The organism is Azospirillum sp. OGB3, from assembly GCF_014192915.1.
Lineage (GTDB): Bacteria > Pseudomonadota > Alphaproteobacteria > Azospirillales > Azospirillaceae > Azospirillum.
On sequence record NZ_JACHYN010000006.1, the window covers coordinates 199084 to 213774 of the forward strand.

The following is a 14691-nucleotide window of genomic DNA, read 5'->3' on the forward strand; positions in this document are numbered from 1 at the left end:
GAATGGCCGTGGTGTATGTGGCGCGCAGTGCCGCGCTGACGAAGTGGGCGTCCGACGTCGGACAGGGAAAGCACATCTTCAAGCTGGGCGTGGCCGCCGACATGGACGAGGCCAAGGCCGCGATCGACGCCGGCTGGGCGGGCGAAGGCGACTGGCGCCTGATCCACAGCCAGGACGTGCCCGACCTCGAAGAGGAGGCGGTGACCGAGCGCCTGATGCGCAAGGAGAAGGTCATCGATCCGACCTATTACCCGAAGCTGAAGGGCGCCTCGGGGGTCTTCCGCATCACATTGACCAACGTGCAGAACAGCCTTCTGGTTGCCAAGGCCATGTCCGCCGACGAGCCGCTGACCGATGTCAAGGTGAAGCCCAAGGACATCGGCGAATACATGATCCGCAACGCCCTCCCCACCCCGTCATGAGCACCCCACCGCCGCTCTACACCATAGGTTACGAAGGCGCCTCCTTCGACTCCGTTCTGCGCGCGTTGAAAGCGCGGGGCGTCGGAGTTTTGGTGGACGTGCGCGAACTGCCGCTGTCCCGCCGCGCCGGCTTCTCCAAAAGGCCGCTGTCCGCCGGGCTTGAGGAGGCCGGAATCGGTTACGTCCATCTGAAGGGGCTGGGCACGCCCAAGGAAGGGCGCGTCGCCGCCCACCAGGGGGATATGGAGCGCTTCTGGTCGATCGTCGACGCGAAAATGCAGTCCCCGGAAGCCGAGCACGACCTCAGCCGCGCGGCCGCGCTGGCGCGGGAAAAGCCGGCGTGCCTGCTCTGCTTCGAAGCCTCTCCGCACCTCTGCCACCGGCTCCGCGTCGGCGAACTGCTCCACAGCCGTTTCGGCTTCACGGTGGAGCATCTGAACCCCACCGACCTCTCCTTCTAGGGGCTGACATGCATTCCCGCTGGTACCGCTTCGCCGACCTGTCCGCCGGCGCCTTCCACGACATGCTCCACCTCCGCCAGAGCGTGCTGGTGGTGGAGCAGGCCTCGCCCTTCCCCGACCTCGACGGGCGCGACCCGGTGGCGCAGCATCTGGCGCTGTATGACGGCGACGCGCCGACACCGGTCGGCTACGCCCGCGTCTTCGGCCCCGATCCGGAGACCGGCGCGACCTCCTTCGGGCGGCTGGCGGTCGCACCGGCGTGGCGCGGCAAGGAGCTGGGCCGCCGGCTGGTCGCCGAATGCCTGGAGCGGCTGGGCCAAGAATGGCCGGAGCACGACGTGCAGATCAGCGCGCAGCTTTACCTGGAGAGTTTCTACGGCGGCTTCGGCTTCCGTCGCGTCAGCGGCATCTACGATGACGTCGGCATCGACCACATTGACATGCGGCTGAGCCGATAGGGCGGACAATCCTGTCTACTTCTTCGCTTCGGCCAGGATATCCCCAGCCTCCTTGCGGATGACGTTCAGGTTCTTCAGCAGGATCGCCAGCGCCTGATCGTAGTTGAAGGCCTCCTCCGACTCGTCCGGGATGTCGGTGTCGTCGGCGGCGACGGAGACCCTGGCCTTCTTCTTCACGGTCGCGAAATACTCGCTGCCGGTCTTCTCGAATCCCTTGATCGCCTTCTGCAGGGCGTCGACGTCGTTGGCCCGCGTGGCGGCATCCAGCGCCTTCGTCGCCTTCTCCAGACCGCTCGACGCCCGGAAGGCGAGCAGGAAGCCTTCGGCCGGCTTCTTCTTGCCGGTCAGCGCCTCGAACATCTTCTTGGCGGCGGTCCAGTCGGCGAAGAAGGTGGTGGCGGGCATCTCCTTGCCGCTGCCGGCCTTCTCCAGCTTCTTCAGGGCGGACTGGCTTTCCAGCTGGGCCATCTGCTCGACGTTCATGGCGCCGCCCAGCATGTCGGCCGCCACCTCGACGGCGCCCTCGTTCTTCGCCTTCTGCGCCTTGACGATGACCGCGCTGAGCTTCGCCCGGAAGATCTTGGTCGCCTGGAGCAGATCGGCCAGCGCCGCGCGCAACGCCTTGGCGTCCCCGGCCTTGTAGGCCTTGTCCCAAGCCGCGGCAGCCTTCTCCACATCGCCCGACTTCTTCACCACCGCCAGGGCGTCGCCGGAATTGGGGATCTTCTTCGCCTCGGCCTCGCACTTCGCCTTGTGCTTCTTGAATTCGGGAGCGGCGGCGAACGGCATGGTCAGGTCTCCGGCTTGATGTCTTCCACCCCGTTCGACCGCAGCGAACGGTTGCAGAAGACTAGACGCCGTCCCGCCGGCGTCAACGCGGACCCGGTTCAAAATGGAAGAAGCGGTCCCACTTGGCCCGACAGCCCTACCCCACGACCATCGCCTGGAGCGTTTCCAGCCGGTCGGCCTCCACCGCCGGCTTGTCCCAGCGGATGCGGTGGACGCGCGGGAAGCGCATCGCCAGACCGCTCTTGTGGCGGTTCGACGGGTGCACGCTGTCGAAGGCGACCTCCAGCACCAGCCCCGGCTCGACCTCCCGCACCGGGCCGTAGCGGCGGGTGGTGCGGTTGCGCACCCAGCGGTCGAGTTCGACCAGCTCCGCGTCGGTGAAGCCGAAATAGGCCTTGCCGACCGGCACCAGCTCCTCGCCGCGCCAGACGCCGAAGGTGAAGTCCGAGTAATAGCTGGACCGCTTGCCGTGTCCGCGTTGGGCGTACATCAGCACGGTGTCGAGGGTCAGCGCCCCGCGCTTCCACTTGAACCAGGGCCCCTTGGGGCGTCCGGCCACGTAGACGCTGTCCTTGCGCTTCAGCATCAGCCCTTCGATGCTGTTTTCCCGGCTGCCCTCGCGCAGGCCCTTCAGCGCCTCCCAGCCTTCGAAGGGCACCAGCGGCGACAGGTCCATCCGCCGGGGCCGCGCCGCGTCGTGCCATCGCTCCAGCCGGGCGCGCCGCTCGGTGAAGGGCAGGCTCCGCAGATCCTCCTCGCCGTCGAACAGGATGTCGTAGAGCCTCACCCAGGCGGGAAATTCCTTGAGCATCGCGGCGGTGACCGTCTTGCGGTTCAGCCGCTGCTGCAGGTCGTTGAAGGGTGCAATGTCGCCCTCGTCGCGGGCGACCAGCAATTCGCCGTCCAGCACGGCGTCGAAGGTCATGTGGTCCGCGATGTCGGGAAAGGCGCCGGACACGTCGTCGCCGGTCCGGCTGTAGATCCGCCGCTCCCCGCCACGCGCCGCCAGCTGCACGCGGATCCCGTCCCATTTCCATTCCGCGGCGTAGTCGGCCGGATCGAGCCCGGCCATGTCCTCCTCCTCCAGCGGGTGCGAGAGCATCAGCGGGCGGAAGCCGGCGCCCTTACCCGCCGCCGGCCGGTCGGACTTCCCTTCCAGCCAGGCGAACAGGTCGGCGTAGGGCGGGGTCAGCCCATGCCAGCACTCCTCAAGGTCGCCGAGATCGACCTTGCCCCATTCCGCCAGCGCCGTCTTGGCCAGCCGCGCCGACACACCCACCCGCAGACTGCCGGTGATCAGCTTCAGCAGCGCGAAGCGGCCCGAGGAATCCAGCGTGTCGAGCCAGCCCTCCACCAGCCCCATCACCTGCCCGCGCTTGGCCGCGCGCAGAGTCTCCACCACCTCGGTCATGGACGGCGGCAGGCTGTTCGCCCGCTCCGGGCGCTCCGGCCAGATCAGGGCCACCGTCTCGGCGAGGTCGCCCACATAGTCGTAGGACAGGGCGAACAGCTCGGGATCGACGCGGGTGGCGACCAGTTGCCGGATGGCCGCCGGCTTGGCCTCGTGGAAGACCAATGATTCCGTCAGGGCCGCCAGCGCCCAGCCGCGGTCGGGGTCCGGCGTGGTGGCGAAGAAGTCGGCCAGCAGGCGGATCTTCCCGTTGCGCGCCGGCATGAAGACCAGCCCGTCGATCAGCGCGGAGAAGTTCCTCACGCCCCCTCCTCCTCGAAGCCGACCAGGGCCAGGGCGCGGGCGCGGATGCCGCGCTGGGTCGCATGATGGACCAGCGCCTCCTCCCGGCCATGGGTCACCCAGACCTCGGGCGCCGCAACCTCGTCGAGCGTCTGGACCAGTTCGTCCCAGTCGGCGTGGTCGGAGATGACCAGCGGCAGTTCCACACCGCGCTGGCGGGCCCGCTGCCGCACCCGCATCCAGCCGGAGGCCATCGCCACCACCGGATCGGTCAGCCGCCGCGCCCAGCGGTCGGCCACCGCGCCGGGCGGGGCCAGCACCAGGGCGCCCTTCAGCTCCTCCTTCGCCGCGACGGTCGCCGGGCGAAGCTCGCCCAGGGGCACGCCGAAGCCCTCGTAGAGCTTGCAGATCGGCTCCAGGGCGCCGTGCAGATAGATCGGCCGGTCATAGCCGGCGGCGCGCAGCAGCGAGATCACGCGCTGGCATTTGCCCAGCGCGTAGGCCCCGACGACATGGCTGCGCTCCGGAAAGAGCGACAGGGAGTGCAGCAGCTTGTCGATCTCGCCGAGGTCCGGCGGGTGGCGGAAGACCGGCAGGCCGAAGGTCGCCTCGGTGATGAAGACATCGCAGGGCACCGGCTCGAACGAGGCGCAGGTGCGGTCGAAGCGGCGCTTGTAGTCGCCCGACACCACCACCCGTGTCCCGGCATGCTCCAGCACCACCTGCGCGCTGCCCAGCACATGGCCGGCGGGGACCAGCCGCACCGTCACGTCGCCGATGCGGATCGCCTCGCCATAGTCGAGCGACTGTGTCGCCGCCCCCGCCCCCTCGCCCAGCCGCTGCCGCATGATGGCAAGCGTCCCGGCGGTGGCGAGCACATGGGCGTGGCCGGGCCGGGCGTGGTCGGAATGGCCGTGGGTCACCACGGCGCGCTCCACCGGGCGCAGCGGGTCCACGTAGAAGCCGCCGGGCTCGACGTAGAGTCCCTCGGGGCAGACCTTCATCCAACGTTCGGCGGGGGGGCGGGAGGGGCTTTGCGCAGGCATGTCCTGCAATATAGGCCGTCCTCGTGAAAGGACAAAATTCCGATTCCTCCGGTTGCGCCGACGCGGAGCACAGCGCAGGATGCGGGAGAACGATGGAGACCCCACCCATGCACCACCGCCTGTCCCCGACGCCCGAGGTCGCCGCCGCCCTGGCCGAGGGACGGCCGGTGGTGGCGCTGGAATCCACCGTCATCTCCCACGGCATGCCCTACCCGAAGAACCTGGAAACGGCGATGGCGTTGGAGGACGCGGTGCGGGCCGAAGGGGCTGTGCCCGCGACCATCGCCGTTCTCGATGGGCGCATCCGCATCGGGCTGGACGGTGAGTCCTTGGAGCGGCTCGCCAAGGGCGGCACCGGCGTCATGAAGCTGAGCCGTCGCGACCTGCCCGTCGCGCTGGCCACCGGAGCGCTGGGCGCCACCACAGTGGCCGCCACCATGATCGCCGCGAGGCTGGCCGGAATCGCCGTCTTCGCCACCGGCGGCCTGGGTGGGGTGCACCGCGGCGCCGAAAGCAGTTTCGACGTGTCGGCGGATCTCGACGAGCTGGCCCGCACAAGCGTCTGCGTCGTCTGCGCGGGGGCGAAGTCGATTCTCGACCTGCCGAAGACGCTTGAGGTTCTGGAGACGCGGGGCGTCCCCGTCCTGGGGCTGGGCACGGATGAGTTTCCGGCCTTCTACAGCCGCAACTCTGGTCTGCCTGTCTCTCATCGCTGTGACAACGTGCAGGAGATCGCGGCCATCCTGCGGGCCAAATGGGAGCTTGGGCTGGAAGGCGGGATGGTCGTCGCCAACCCCATTCCGGAGGCCGACGCGTTGGATGGCACTGCCATGGAGCAGGCTATCGTCCAGGCGCTAAGCGATGCGGAACATTATGGAATCACGGGAAAATCCGTCACGCCTTTCCTCCTTGCGGCGCTGGAGCGGATCACCGGCGGGCGCAGCCTGACCGCGAACATGGCGCTGATCCGAAACAACGCCGTAACCGCGGCGCGGCTGGCGGCGGCTTACGCGGCGCTGACGGCATGACTGGTCATAGACCATTACGCATAAGAGGTAAGCCATCCGTGACGTCCGGATTTAAGTCCCCGTTAACCGACGCCGGGTGAATCTGCGCTTGTTCTTCACGGAGGTCTCTATGCGTGCGCCCAGCCCGTCGAACCTGGTTTCCCGGATGATCGCCATGGCCGCCCAGCCCGACGAGGGCATCGGCGAAACCGACAACCGCCCGGCCGCGCGGGTCAAGAAGATCGTCTGGGCCTCCCAGGCGGCGAAACTGCGGAGTTCTCTCTCCTCCCGCCTCGTCCATGAGATCGAGTGCGCTGTGTCGGCCGACCTCGACAGCATGGAACTGCCGGAGGTGTTCTTCACCTCCGTCGAGTTCGCCGGCCGCGTCATCACCTGCGACCTGGACGCCTCGGGCACCGCCTCGATCTTCGGCCTGATCGACATCAGCGATTATGACGAGCTGGTGGAGGAGGCCGGCGACGACGCGCTGTTCGGTGTCGATTGGGACGGCGTCTACGTCACCCCGGCGCGCACCCGCCACTGAGTCTTTCCGCCTCGATCCAAAGAAAAAGCCGCGGGACCCGGACGCACGCCGGGTCCCGCGGCTTTTTCCATTGGCGCCCTCAGCCCAGCGCGCGGGCGAGAATGACGTCGAGATTCTTCAGCATCTCCGGGTCGCGTTTGTCCGGCGCGGTCATGATCGCGTGGTCGAGCGCGGTGTGGCAACCCTGGGCGCACAGCCCGTCGCGCACCTGGAGCTTCGGCGCGAGCGTCTTGACCAGCGACCGCGCCTTGCCGGCATTGGCGACCACCACGCGGATGACGGCGTCCACGGTGACGTGGTCATGCTCCGGGTGCCAGCAGTCGAAGTCGGTGACCATGGCGACCGTCGCGTAACACATCTCCGCCTCGCGGGCGAGCTTGGCCTCGGGCATGTTGGTCATGCCGATCACGTCGCAGCCCCAGCTCCGGTACAGCTCGGATTCGGCCTTGGTCGAGAATTGCGGGCCTTCCATGACCATGTAGGTGCCGCGGCGCTGGTGCGGTACCTTCAGCTCCACCAGCGCCTCCTCGATCAAGTCGCCGAGCCGCCCGCAGACCGGATGGCCCAGCGCCACATGCGCCACCAGACCGGTGCCGAAGAAGCTCTTGTTGCGGGCGAAGGTGCGGTCGATGAACTGGTCGATCACCACGAAGGTGCCGGGCGGCAGATGCTCCTTCAGCGAGCCGACGGCAGAGACCGACAGGATTTCGGTCACGCCCAGCGCCTTCAGCGCGTAGATGTTGGCGCGGAAGTTCAACTCGGACGGTGGGATGCGGTGGCCACGGCCGTGGCGCGGCAGGAAGACCAGCTTCTGGCCGTTCAGCTCGCCCGTCAGCAACTCGTCCGACGGGTCGCCGAAGGGCGTCTCCACCGCCACCCAGCGCTGGTTCTCCAGCCCGTCGATGTCGTAGACGCCGCTGCCGCCGATCACGCCGAGCACCGGCGCGGACCCGGTTTCCGCCATAGTCACATGCCTCCGTCAATGGGAGGGCGCAGTATTCCGCCCCAGCCCGGCAAAGGCAACGGTCACGGCGGAGGTCGTCACAGGGTGCGCAGCAGAACCACGACCAGCGTCAGATAGACGGCGGCCTTCGCCGCGGTGCTGAGGCGGGCGACGCTCCACAGCGCCACGCCGGGGCGGCGGAACAGGGCGACCAGCGCCATCCCCGCGCCGAACCCGCCGAGGTGCGCCGCCCAGGCCACGTCGCCCAGGCTGGATTCCGGGGATGGCGGCATCAGCGTCATCGCCACGTTGATCGCCAGGAAGCTGCCCACCACGAAGGAGGCCGGAACGCGCGGCCCCGGCGTCACGCCGAGCGTGGCCTGCGGGTGCAGCAGCAGGAAGGCGCCCATCACCCCGCAGATGCCTCCGCTCGCTCCGACCAGCGGCGCCATGGAATCGACGGCCAACACCCCCTCGACCACGGCACCCGACGCGGCGCACAGCAGGAAAAACAGCAGGTAGCGCAGGCTGCCCATCGCCAGCTCGACAGCACCACCGAAGGCCCAGAGCGCCAGCATGTTGCTGACCAGATGCACGATGTCGCTGTGGATCAGGACATGGCCGAACAGCCCGCGCCACACCGCCCAGGTCGGCAGCGGCCCGGCCGTGTCCACCGTTCCGAAGAAATAGGCGGGGACGAAGGCGAGGGATTCCGGTGGCACGCCCAGCACGAAGGCCAGCGTGCAGGCCATGACGATGCCCTGGTTGACGTAGGGAATCCTTCTGGCAGCCCGCACCGTTCCCCCTTCGCCGATGGCCGGAGCCTTGGCGGCCCAGCCTTCATCCTTGCTCGATATGGGGGCTCTTGCGCCGATGACCAGCGCCCGAAAGCAGCGTCAGGAACGGCGCAAAGCCGGTACCGGTCAGTAATTCCACTCCCACTTGACGCCGACGCGGGTGTCGGAATCGGCGCCGACGTCGGCCTGGGCCTTGATGTTCTTGGTGATGTCCACCTCGACGGTGGCGCGGCTCTGGTTCGCGCCGATGCCTTGCTCCACCCCGACATAGACGCGGTCGCTGACATAGCGTCCCGCCTCCACCGCCCCGCCCTTGCCGTCGGCGCCGCCGGTGAACTCCAGCCGATCGACGCCGAGACCGCGGCGCAGGTTGCCGAGCAGGCCGGGCCCGCCGCCGCCGAAGCCGGCCAGCGTCGCCGCGGACTGGGCGAGTTGGACCGCCTCCACCGCGTTCAGGTTGCCGACCGACTTCCCGAACAGAACGGCGGACAGCACCTCATCCTGCGGCAAACCTTGCGGAGAGGTCAATTCCAGCTTCGGCTGTCCGGCGGTGCCGGTAACGAGAACCTGGGCGGTCACGTCGTTGGCGGTGGCCTCCGCCAGGAAATCCAGCCGCGGGTCGATGGTGGGGCCGCCGTCGAACTCGATGATGCCGCGCTTGAAGACGAAGGTCTTGGCGAGAAGGTCCAGCTCGCCCTTCAGCATGTTCAGCCGCCCGCTGACGAGCGGCTGGCTGGAGGTGCCGGTGACGGCGAGCTGGCCGGCGAACTCCGCCTCCAGCCCGCGCCCCCGGACGAAGATCTGGTTCTGCGCGTTGATCGTCAGGTCGAGAATCATCGCAAAGGCAGGCTCAGGCGCCGCCGCTTGCCCATTGCCCGCCTGCCCGTTCTTCAGGCTGACCGGCTGCGCCTTGCGGCCCCTCCCGACCTCGACGACCTTCAGGTCGACCACGTTGGGCGGGGTCTGGTTGGGGATCTGGATCTCCGCCCGCTCGATCCGCACGGGGCCGGCCAGCCGCGGATTCACGAAGCTGCCGGTCAGCGTCAGGTTTGTGCCGATGGTGACCGCCGCCAGGTCGTTCTGCACCAGCCGCGCCCGGTCGGCCTGGATGACGAGGTCGAGCTGCTGCTGCGGGTCCGTCGCGGCGGGGCGGATCACGCCGCGGGCGCTGATCTCGCCGCCATTGGTGGTCCGCCCGCGGAAGGTCTGGATGGTGAAGACGTCGCCGTCGCCGACGATGCGGGCGTCGATGTTGCTGATGATCGCGCCGCTCGCCCGGTTTTCGTAGCGCCCGTTGGCCAGGGTCACCGTGCCGCCCAGCCGGGGAGCCGCCACGGTGCCGTCGACGCTGACGTCCAGCCGCAGCGTGCCGCGTGCCCGGTCGCCGCTGGCCGCCAGCAGGTCGTTGGCGAGCGAGGCGTCGATGGCGCCGCGCAGCGCTCCTTCCAGCCGACCGCGCTCCGGCACCGAGAAGGCCAGCGTGTCCGGGTCCATGGCCAGCGGCGCCGCGGCGCTCAGGGTCACCCGGCCGGCGTTGTTGCTGGTGGCGACATCGCCGTCCACCGACAGGCGAGCCTCCCTCCAGCGCGCGTTGACGGTGGCGTTCAGGCCCGGCACGCCGGCCTGCGTGGTCTGCTGCGCCTTCAGGTTGGCGACGCGCACCGTGGCGTCGGCCTGCGGACGGCGGACGGTGCCGCCGAGCGTCGCCTGGGCGTTCAGCGTGCCGTCCAGCCGAAGGGTTGGGTTCGCCAGCCGGGCCAGCGCCATCGGCACGCGGTCCAGCCGCAGCTCGCCCGACAGCCGCTCCCCGTTCAGGCCGAGATCGGCGGCGAGCTGGGCGTTGCCGCTGACCAGCCGCAGGCCGGACACCTCGTAGCGCCGCTCGCCCAGGGCGATGGCGGCGGGCTGGGTCAGCCGGAAGGATTCGCCGCTGTAGCGGCCCTGGAGCCGGTCGAGCCGGATGCGGTTCAGCGCACCGTTCTGGGTGAACTCCCCGGCCAAGTCGAGCCCCAGCGGGTCTCGCCCAGCCCCCGCGGCCTCCGCCCGGAAGGCCGCCTTGGCGAGCGAGCCGTCCACGCTGGCGGTGACACGCGACAGGTCGTTGCCGGCGGCGGCGCCGTCCTGCAACTCCACGCGCGCCTTGCCGCTGGCGTTGCCCAGCGCGTCGGCCACCTCCGTGTTGGCGGTCAGGCGGCGCGCGGCGAACAGCGGACCGCCCTCCCCCTCGACGCGCAGGTTGGTGGCGTTGGCGGTCAGGTTGGCCGCCTGCTTGCCGTTCGGCGCATCGAGCGCCACCGTGAAGCCCGCCGCCCCGGTGAGTGGCACGCCGGCCAGCTCCGACAGCGCCTGAAGCTGCGGCAGGTTGCCGTCGAGCTTGCCGGTCGCGGTCATGGTGTCGAGCGCCACGCGCACCGCCCCGGTGATCCGGTTCGGCCCGTTCACAACGGCAAGGTCGCTGATGCGCAACGCCTGCCCCTCCAGCGCGTAGGCGGCGTCCGCCGTCAGCCCGGCGCCGGCCAGTTCCGTGCGGGCCGACACACGCCCCTGCGGGGCGCCCGGCAGATTCTGCGCGGTGGCGTTCAGCCGCGTGTCGCCGAAGCGGCGCCCCTGCACGGCGAGGTTCCGCGCGTGCAGCGCCGCCTCCGCCACCAGCGCGTCCAGCGGGCCTTTCGCCGTCGCGTCAAGCGTCAGGACACCGGCCACCTCGGTTCCGGCGGCGGTACCCACCGGGGCGAGGTCGGCGATCTCCAGCCGGGTCTTCGCGTCCACAGCCCCGTCCACCAGGGCCGCAACACCGGTCAGCCGCCCGTTGCGGCCATCCACCGTCAAGTCGGTGAGGCGCATGGCGCCGCCCGGCTCCATCACCGCCTGGGCGCCCAGGCTGACGTCGCGGCCGAGCACGCCGTCGGCCGGCGTTCCGGTCTGCAAGCCGCGCAGCGCGCCGCTGAGACCGGCCGTCAGTGTGCCATCCTCCTGCCGGCGCACCGGCCCGGCCAGGGCCAGCGAGCCGGCCAGCGGCTGCCCGGCGAGGGCGGAGAGGCGCGACAGGTCGTCGGCGTTCAGCGACACCGTCACGTCGGCGGTCTGGCCCCAGCCGGTCACGCTGCCCTGCGCCCCGGCGCTGGCCGCCGCGGTGGTCAGGGTCACCCCGTCGATCCCCACCGCCCCGGTGTCGGCGTTGATCCGCGCCCGCCCGTCCAGCCGCACCTCCGGCCCGGCGACCGAGGCCAGGGCGGGATCGTCGGCGGCGAGGTCGCGGATCAGCCCCTCCACCACCACGGTCAGCGCGTCGAGCGTGCCCTGGGCGGTGCCCGACACGGTGCCCTCCCGCCAGGCGATGCCGGGGGCGAAGCCGTGCAGGGTGGAGTCCGGCCCGGCCTGAACCTCGTAACGCAGGTCGAGGCTGCGGCGGTCGGCGCCGATACGCCCCGAGAGATTGGCCGTGGCGGCGGCGGTCTCGACGGCCACCGGCTGCAAGGTCAGGGCGCCGTCCGGGGCGACGACGACAGTGCCCTTCAGCGCCGGCTGCGGCCCGGCCAGCGGCGCGATGTCGGGGCCGAGCAGCGACGCCACGTCACCGGTCGCCGCGATGGAGACGGCGTGCCCGTCCGGCACCGCCTTGATCGTGGCGTCGGCGGCCAGCCGGGCGGCGTTCTCCGCCGCCGCGGTGAAGGTGCCCTTCCAGTCGTCCAGCGAGCCCTGCCCGTCCAGCGATGCGCTGACCGGCGGAGCGCCGGGGATGTTCAGCGCGGTGGCGATCAGCCCGCCCGCCGGCTCCGACGCCTTCAGGTTCAGGTCGAGCCGCTTGTCGTCGGGATTGAACGCGACATCGAGCGCCACCGTGCCCGGCTGCTCGCCCAGACGGTCCACGTTCAGATGCGCTTCGAGCGAGGAGCCACCGGAGGCGAGGTCGAGCGATCCGTCGATCTTCAGCCGCGCCTCCTGCCCGATCAGCGGCTCCGCCAGGACCAGCTCGGCGATGGCCAGCTTGTCCACGGCGACGCCCACCGGCAGGCTGGGCAGCAGCGAGGTCGGCCCCTGGTCGGGCGGCGGCTCCGGCCCTTCGGCGGGCAGCGGCGCGCGCTCCACGACGACGCGCTGCGCCTCGATGGCGTCGGCCTTGGCCCGCCCGGTCAGCAGCGCGGTCGGGGCGAGGTTGACGCGCAGATCCTCCAACCGCAGCCACACGCCCTCGCGGTCGGCGACGGTGACGTCCGAGATCGTGAAGTTGACGGGAACCGCCCCGCCGATGGTGCCGATCCGGACCTGGAGGTCGGGACCGTTCACCGCCTTCTCGATGGTCTGGGCGATCCAGCGCCGGACCGCGTTGGCCGGCCCCCAGCCGCCCCCGTCGGTGTCGGCTGCGCGGGCAGCTTCCGTCAGGACCGCCCCGCTGAGGATGGCGATGGCCAGAAAAAGGACGATCAGACGACGCAAACCCGACACCACGCACCCCGTTGCGGCATTCCCCGAATGGTATAACGGGAAAGAGCAAGGGCGATCCCGATCCAAGTGGCAAAAATGCGACCTGGCCCGGCATCACCGGTTGAAACGATGAATCAGAAGGCCTGACCCAGACTGAGATAGAGCTGCCACTTCGCATCGCCGGAATCGGCGTTCAGCGGGAAGGCGACGTCGGCCCGCAACGGCCCGAAATCGGTGTAGTAGCGGGCGCCGATGCCCGCGCCGACCTTCAGCGGCTCTTTGAAGTCCGGGAAAGCGCTGTCGAAGACGGTGCCGGCGTCGACGAACGGCACGATGCCGACGGTCTCCGTCACCTTGACCCGCAACTCCAAACCGGCTTCGAACAGCGACCGTCCACCGGTCGGGTCACCGTAGATGTCGCGCGGTCCGGCCTTCTGGAAGCCGTAGCCGCGCACCGACCCGCCGCCGCCCGCGTAGAAGCGGTGGTCTGGCGGAACCTGGTCCAGCGACGCTCCCACCGTGCTGCCGACGCCGATGCGCGCCGCCGCGACGTAACGGCCGTCGTCGGACAGATCGCGGTAGGCCGACGCGTTGATCTGGAAGCTGGTGAAGATCGAGTCCGTGTCCCCGGCGTAGGGGAACCAGGGGGTGGCGAGCAGCGAGGCGCGATAGCCTCTGGACGGGTTCAGCAGGTTGTCCGAGCCGTCCCAGGCGACGCCCAGCGGCACGCCGATGAAGCCGGTCTGATACTCCCGCAGGTTGGAGCGCACCCGCCCGCGCTCCCCCGACACCCCGTAGGAGACCTTGAGCTGGTCGGTCACCTGCCGCTCCAGCGAGGCCGAGCCGATGGTGGCGACGCGGTCGTAGGCCGGCGGCTGCTCGGACGCGACCTGGAAATCGAGGATCAGAGACTGGCGCGGCGCCAGGAAATCGGGCTTGCGGAAGTTGGCGGACAGCCGGATGTCCGGCAGGTCCAAGCTGCCGCGCGGTCCCTGAGCGGCGCCGTTGTCGCCGCCGATTCGCCCGACCTCCACGCCCAGCCGCAGCCGCTCCGCCCCGCCGAACAGGTTGCGGTGGCCCCAGTAGGCCGAGCCGCCCACGCCATCCTCAGACGAATAGAAGGCGCTGGCCCCGATGAAGCGGTGCAGCTTTTCGGCCAGGGTCACGTCCACCGGCGTGACGCCGCCCGGCCCCGGCTCCTCGGCCAGCCGCACCCGCACCGTGTCGAACACGTCGAGCTGGGCGATCTGCTGGCGCGCCCGGTCGACCTTGGCCGGGCTGTAGATGTCGCCCTGCTTCCAGGGCAGGCGCCCGCGGATCAGCCCCTCGTCGACGCTGGCCAGGCCGTCGATCTTGGTGTCGCCGAACATCACCAGCGGACCGGGGTCGACCGAGAAGGTGACGTCCATGCTGTGGTCGTCGTGGTCGACCACCACCCGCCGCTCGGCGACGGTGGCGAAGGGGTGGCCGCGGTCGGTCATCCGGCGCAGCAGTGCGGACTGGGCGTCCACCACCTGCGGCGCGCGCGCCCGCTCCCCCACCGGCAGTCCGATGTCGGCCGGCGTCACCTCGCCGCCCGGCAGCGGCGCGCCGTCGGTGGAAGCGATGGTGATGGTCTTGAAGCGGTAGGCCGCGCCGGGCGTCACCGCCACGGTCACCTTGGCCGGCGTCTGGGCGGCGTCCACCCGGATGTCGAGCACCGCGTCGTAGAAGCCGGCGGAGCGCAGCGCCGTCTGCAGGCGATCCCGGTCGCTGTCGGCCCGCCGTTCCAGCCCCAGCACCGACGGCGGCGGGTCGTCCTTCAGGCTGACCAGCGAGGAACTGTCGCGCAGCAGGGTGCGCAGGTCGTCGTCGTCCAGCCCGGTGAACTCCACCTCGTAGGGGATCTGCGGGCCAGGGGCGTCGGGAGTGGGGTCATCCTGCCCGGAATCGTCCCGTGCCGCAGGCGTCGGAGGCGCGTCGGACGCGGGGTCCTGCGCACGCAACGGAGCGCCCGGCACGGCGACGAGCGCGCTGGACAGGAGAATGACGGCGAGGCGGGAAGCGGAAACGCGGCGGGTCATCATCGGACCATGTGGGATTCCGGGATGCAGACGCCAATGATTC

Annotated in this window: 12 protein-coding genes; 5 read left to right on the forward strand and 7 right to left on the reverse strand. The window is 70.1% G+C overall.

The genetic code is table 11. From position 1 onward, the window contains the following. The first annotated feature begins 2 nt into the window (after window positions 1–2). From FHW79_RS15060 to FHW79_RS15070, 3 genes are read left to right on the forward strand one after another with little or no spacing between them, the layout of a single operon-like run. Complete coding sequence (locus tag FHW79_RS15060; RefSeq protein ID WP_183179676.1) at window positions 3–422, forward strand: hypothetical protein; 420 nt, start codon at window positions 3–5, stop codon at window positions 420–422. After that, window positions 419–883, forward strand: coding sequence for a DUF488 domain-containing protein (locus tag FHW79_RS15065; RefSeq protein WP_183179677.1), 465 nt, complete (start codon window positions 419–421; stop codon window positions 881–883). Before FHW79_RS15060 ends, FHW79_RS15065 begins: the two co-directional genes overlap by 4 nt. 8 nt (window positions 884–891) lie before the next feature. Then, complete coding sequence (locus FHW79_RS15070) at window positions 892–1341, forward strand: GNAT family N-acetyltransferase (protein ID WP_183179678.1); 450 nt, start codon at window positions 892–894, stop codon at window positions 1339–1341. A gap of 15 nt (window positions 1342–1356) precedes the next feature. Here FHW79_RS15070 and FHW79_RS15075 read toward each other — a convergent pair whose 3' ends face one another. The 3 genes from FHW79_RS15075 to FHW79_RS15085 form a co-directional block, all read right to left on the reverse strand. Beyond that, a complete protein-coding gene (locus FHW79_RS15075; protein ID WP_183179679.1) occupies window positions 1357–2130 on the reverse strand; it encodes a hypothetical protein in 774 nt (257 codons plus the stop codon). 136 nt (window positions 2131–2266) lie between these two features. After that, window positions 2267–3844, reverse strand: a complete 1578-nt coding sequence (locus FHW79_RS15080; RefSeq protein WP_183179680.1) for a cisplatin damage response ATP-dependent DNA ligase — start codon at window positions 3842–3844, stop codon at window positions 2267–2269. Then, window positions 3841–4827, reverse strand: coding sequence for a ligase-associated DNA damage response exonuclease (locus tag FHW79_RS15085; protein ID WP_211108287.1), 987 nt, complete (start codon window positions 4825–4827; stop codon window positions 3841–3843). Before FHW79_RS15085 ends, FHW79_RS15080 begins: the two co-directional genes overlap by 4 nt. A 149-nt stretch (window positions 4828–4976) precedes the next feature. Here FHW79_RS15085 and FHW79_RS15090 point away from each other — a divergent pair, with 149 nt between their 5' ends. Together FHW79_RS15090 and FHW79_RS15095 are read left to right on the forward strand one after the other, a co-directional pair. Further along, window positions 4977–5897, forward strand: coding sequence for a pseudouridine-5'-phosphate glycosidase (locus FHW79_RS15090; RefSeq protein ID WP_183179780.1), 921 nt, complete (start codon window positions 4977–4979; stop codon window positions 5895–5897). Window positions 5898–6006: 109 nt separating this feature from the next. Beyond that, window positions 6007–6420: a hypothetical protein gene (locus FHW79_RS15095; protein WP_183179681.1), complete on the forward strand. Its 414-nt coding sequence runs from the start codon at window positions 6007–6009 to the stop codon at window positions 6418–6420. Window positions 6421–6499: 79 nt separating this feature from the next. Here the strand turns inward: FHW79_RS15095 and FHW79_RS15100 are convergent, their stop codons facing one another. From FHW79_RS15100 to FHW79_RS15115, 4 genes are all read right to left on the reverse strand, one after another. Further along, window positions 6500–7384, reverse strand: coding sequence for an S-methyl-5'-thioadenosine phosphorylase (locus FHW79_RS15100; RefSeq protein ID WP_183179682.1), 885 nt, complete (start codon window positions 7382–7384; stop codon window positions 6500–6502). Window positions 7385–7461: 77 nt separating this feature from the next. Then, complete coding sequence (locus tag FHW79_RS15105; RefSeq protein WP_183179683.1) at window positions 7462–8160, reverse strand: rhomboid family intramembrane serine protease; 699 nt, start codon at window positions 8158–8160, stop codon at window positions 7462–7464. A gap of 126 nt (window positions 8161–8286) precedes the next feature. Next, a complete protein-coding gene (locus FHW79_RS15110) occupies window positions 8287–12606 on the reverse strand; it encodes a translocation/assembly module TamB domain-containing protein (protein WP_183179684.1) in 4320 nt (1439 codons plus the stop codon). 113 nt (window positions 12607–12719) lie between these two features. Next, on the reverse strand, window positions 12720–14651 hold the full coding sequence (locus FHW79_RS15115; protein ID WP_247884386.1) for an autotransporter assembly complex family protein: 1932 nt from the start codon (window positions 14649–14651) through the stop codon (window positions 12720–12722). Window positions 14652–14691 lie beyond the last annotated feature (40 nt).

What these genes read in the sequence shown, in the direction of transcription:
- FHW79_RS15075 (WP_183179679.1), bottom strand. Translation starts at nt 2,130, where the DNA reads ATGCCGTTCGCCGCCGCTCCCGAATTCAAGAAGCACAAGGCGAAGTGC.
- FHW79_RS15065 (WP_183179677.1), top strand. Translation starts at nt 419, where the DNA reads ATGAGCACCCCACCGCCGCTCTACACCATAGGTTACGAAGGCGCCTCC.
- FHW79_RS15085 (WP_211108287.1), bottom strand. Translation starts at nt 4,827, where the DNA reads ATGAAGGTCTGCCCCGAGGGACTCTACGTCGAGCCCGGCGGCTTCTAC.
- FHW79_RS15095 (WP_183179681.1), top strand. Translation starts at nt 6,007, where the DNA reads ATGCGTGCGCCCAGCCCGTCGAACCTGGTTTCCCGGATGATCGCCATG.
- FHW79_RS15100 (WP_183179682.1), bottom strand. Translation starts at nt 7,384, where the DNA reads ATGGCGGAAACCGGGTCCGCGCCGGTGCTCGGCGTGATCGGCGGCAGC.
- FHW79_RS15070 (WP_183179678.1), top strand. Translation starts at nt 892, where the DNA reads ATGCATTCCCGCTGGTACCGCTTCGCCGACCTGTCCGCCGGCGCCTTC.
- FHW79_RS15090 (WP_183179780.1), top strand. Translation starts at nt 4,977, where the DNA reads ATGCACCACCGCCTGTCCCCGACGCCCGAGGTCGCCGCCGCCCTGGCC.
- FHW79_RS15115 (WP_247884386.1), bottom strand. Translation starts at nt 14,651, where the DNA reads ATGATGACCCGCCGCGTTTCCGCTTCCCGCCTCGCCGTCATTCTCCTG.
- FHW79_RS15060 (WP_183179676.1), top strand. Translation starts at nt 3, where the DNA reads ATGGCCGTGGTGTATGTGGCGCGCAGTGCCGCGCTGACGAAGTGGGCG.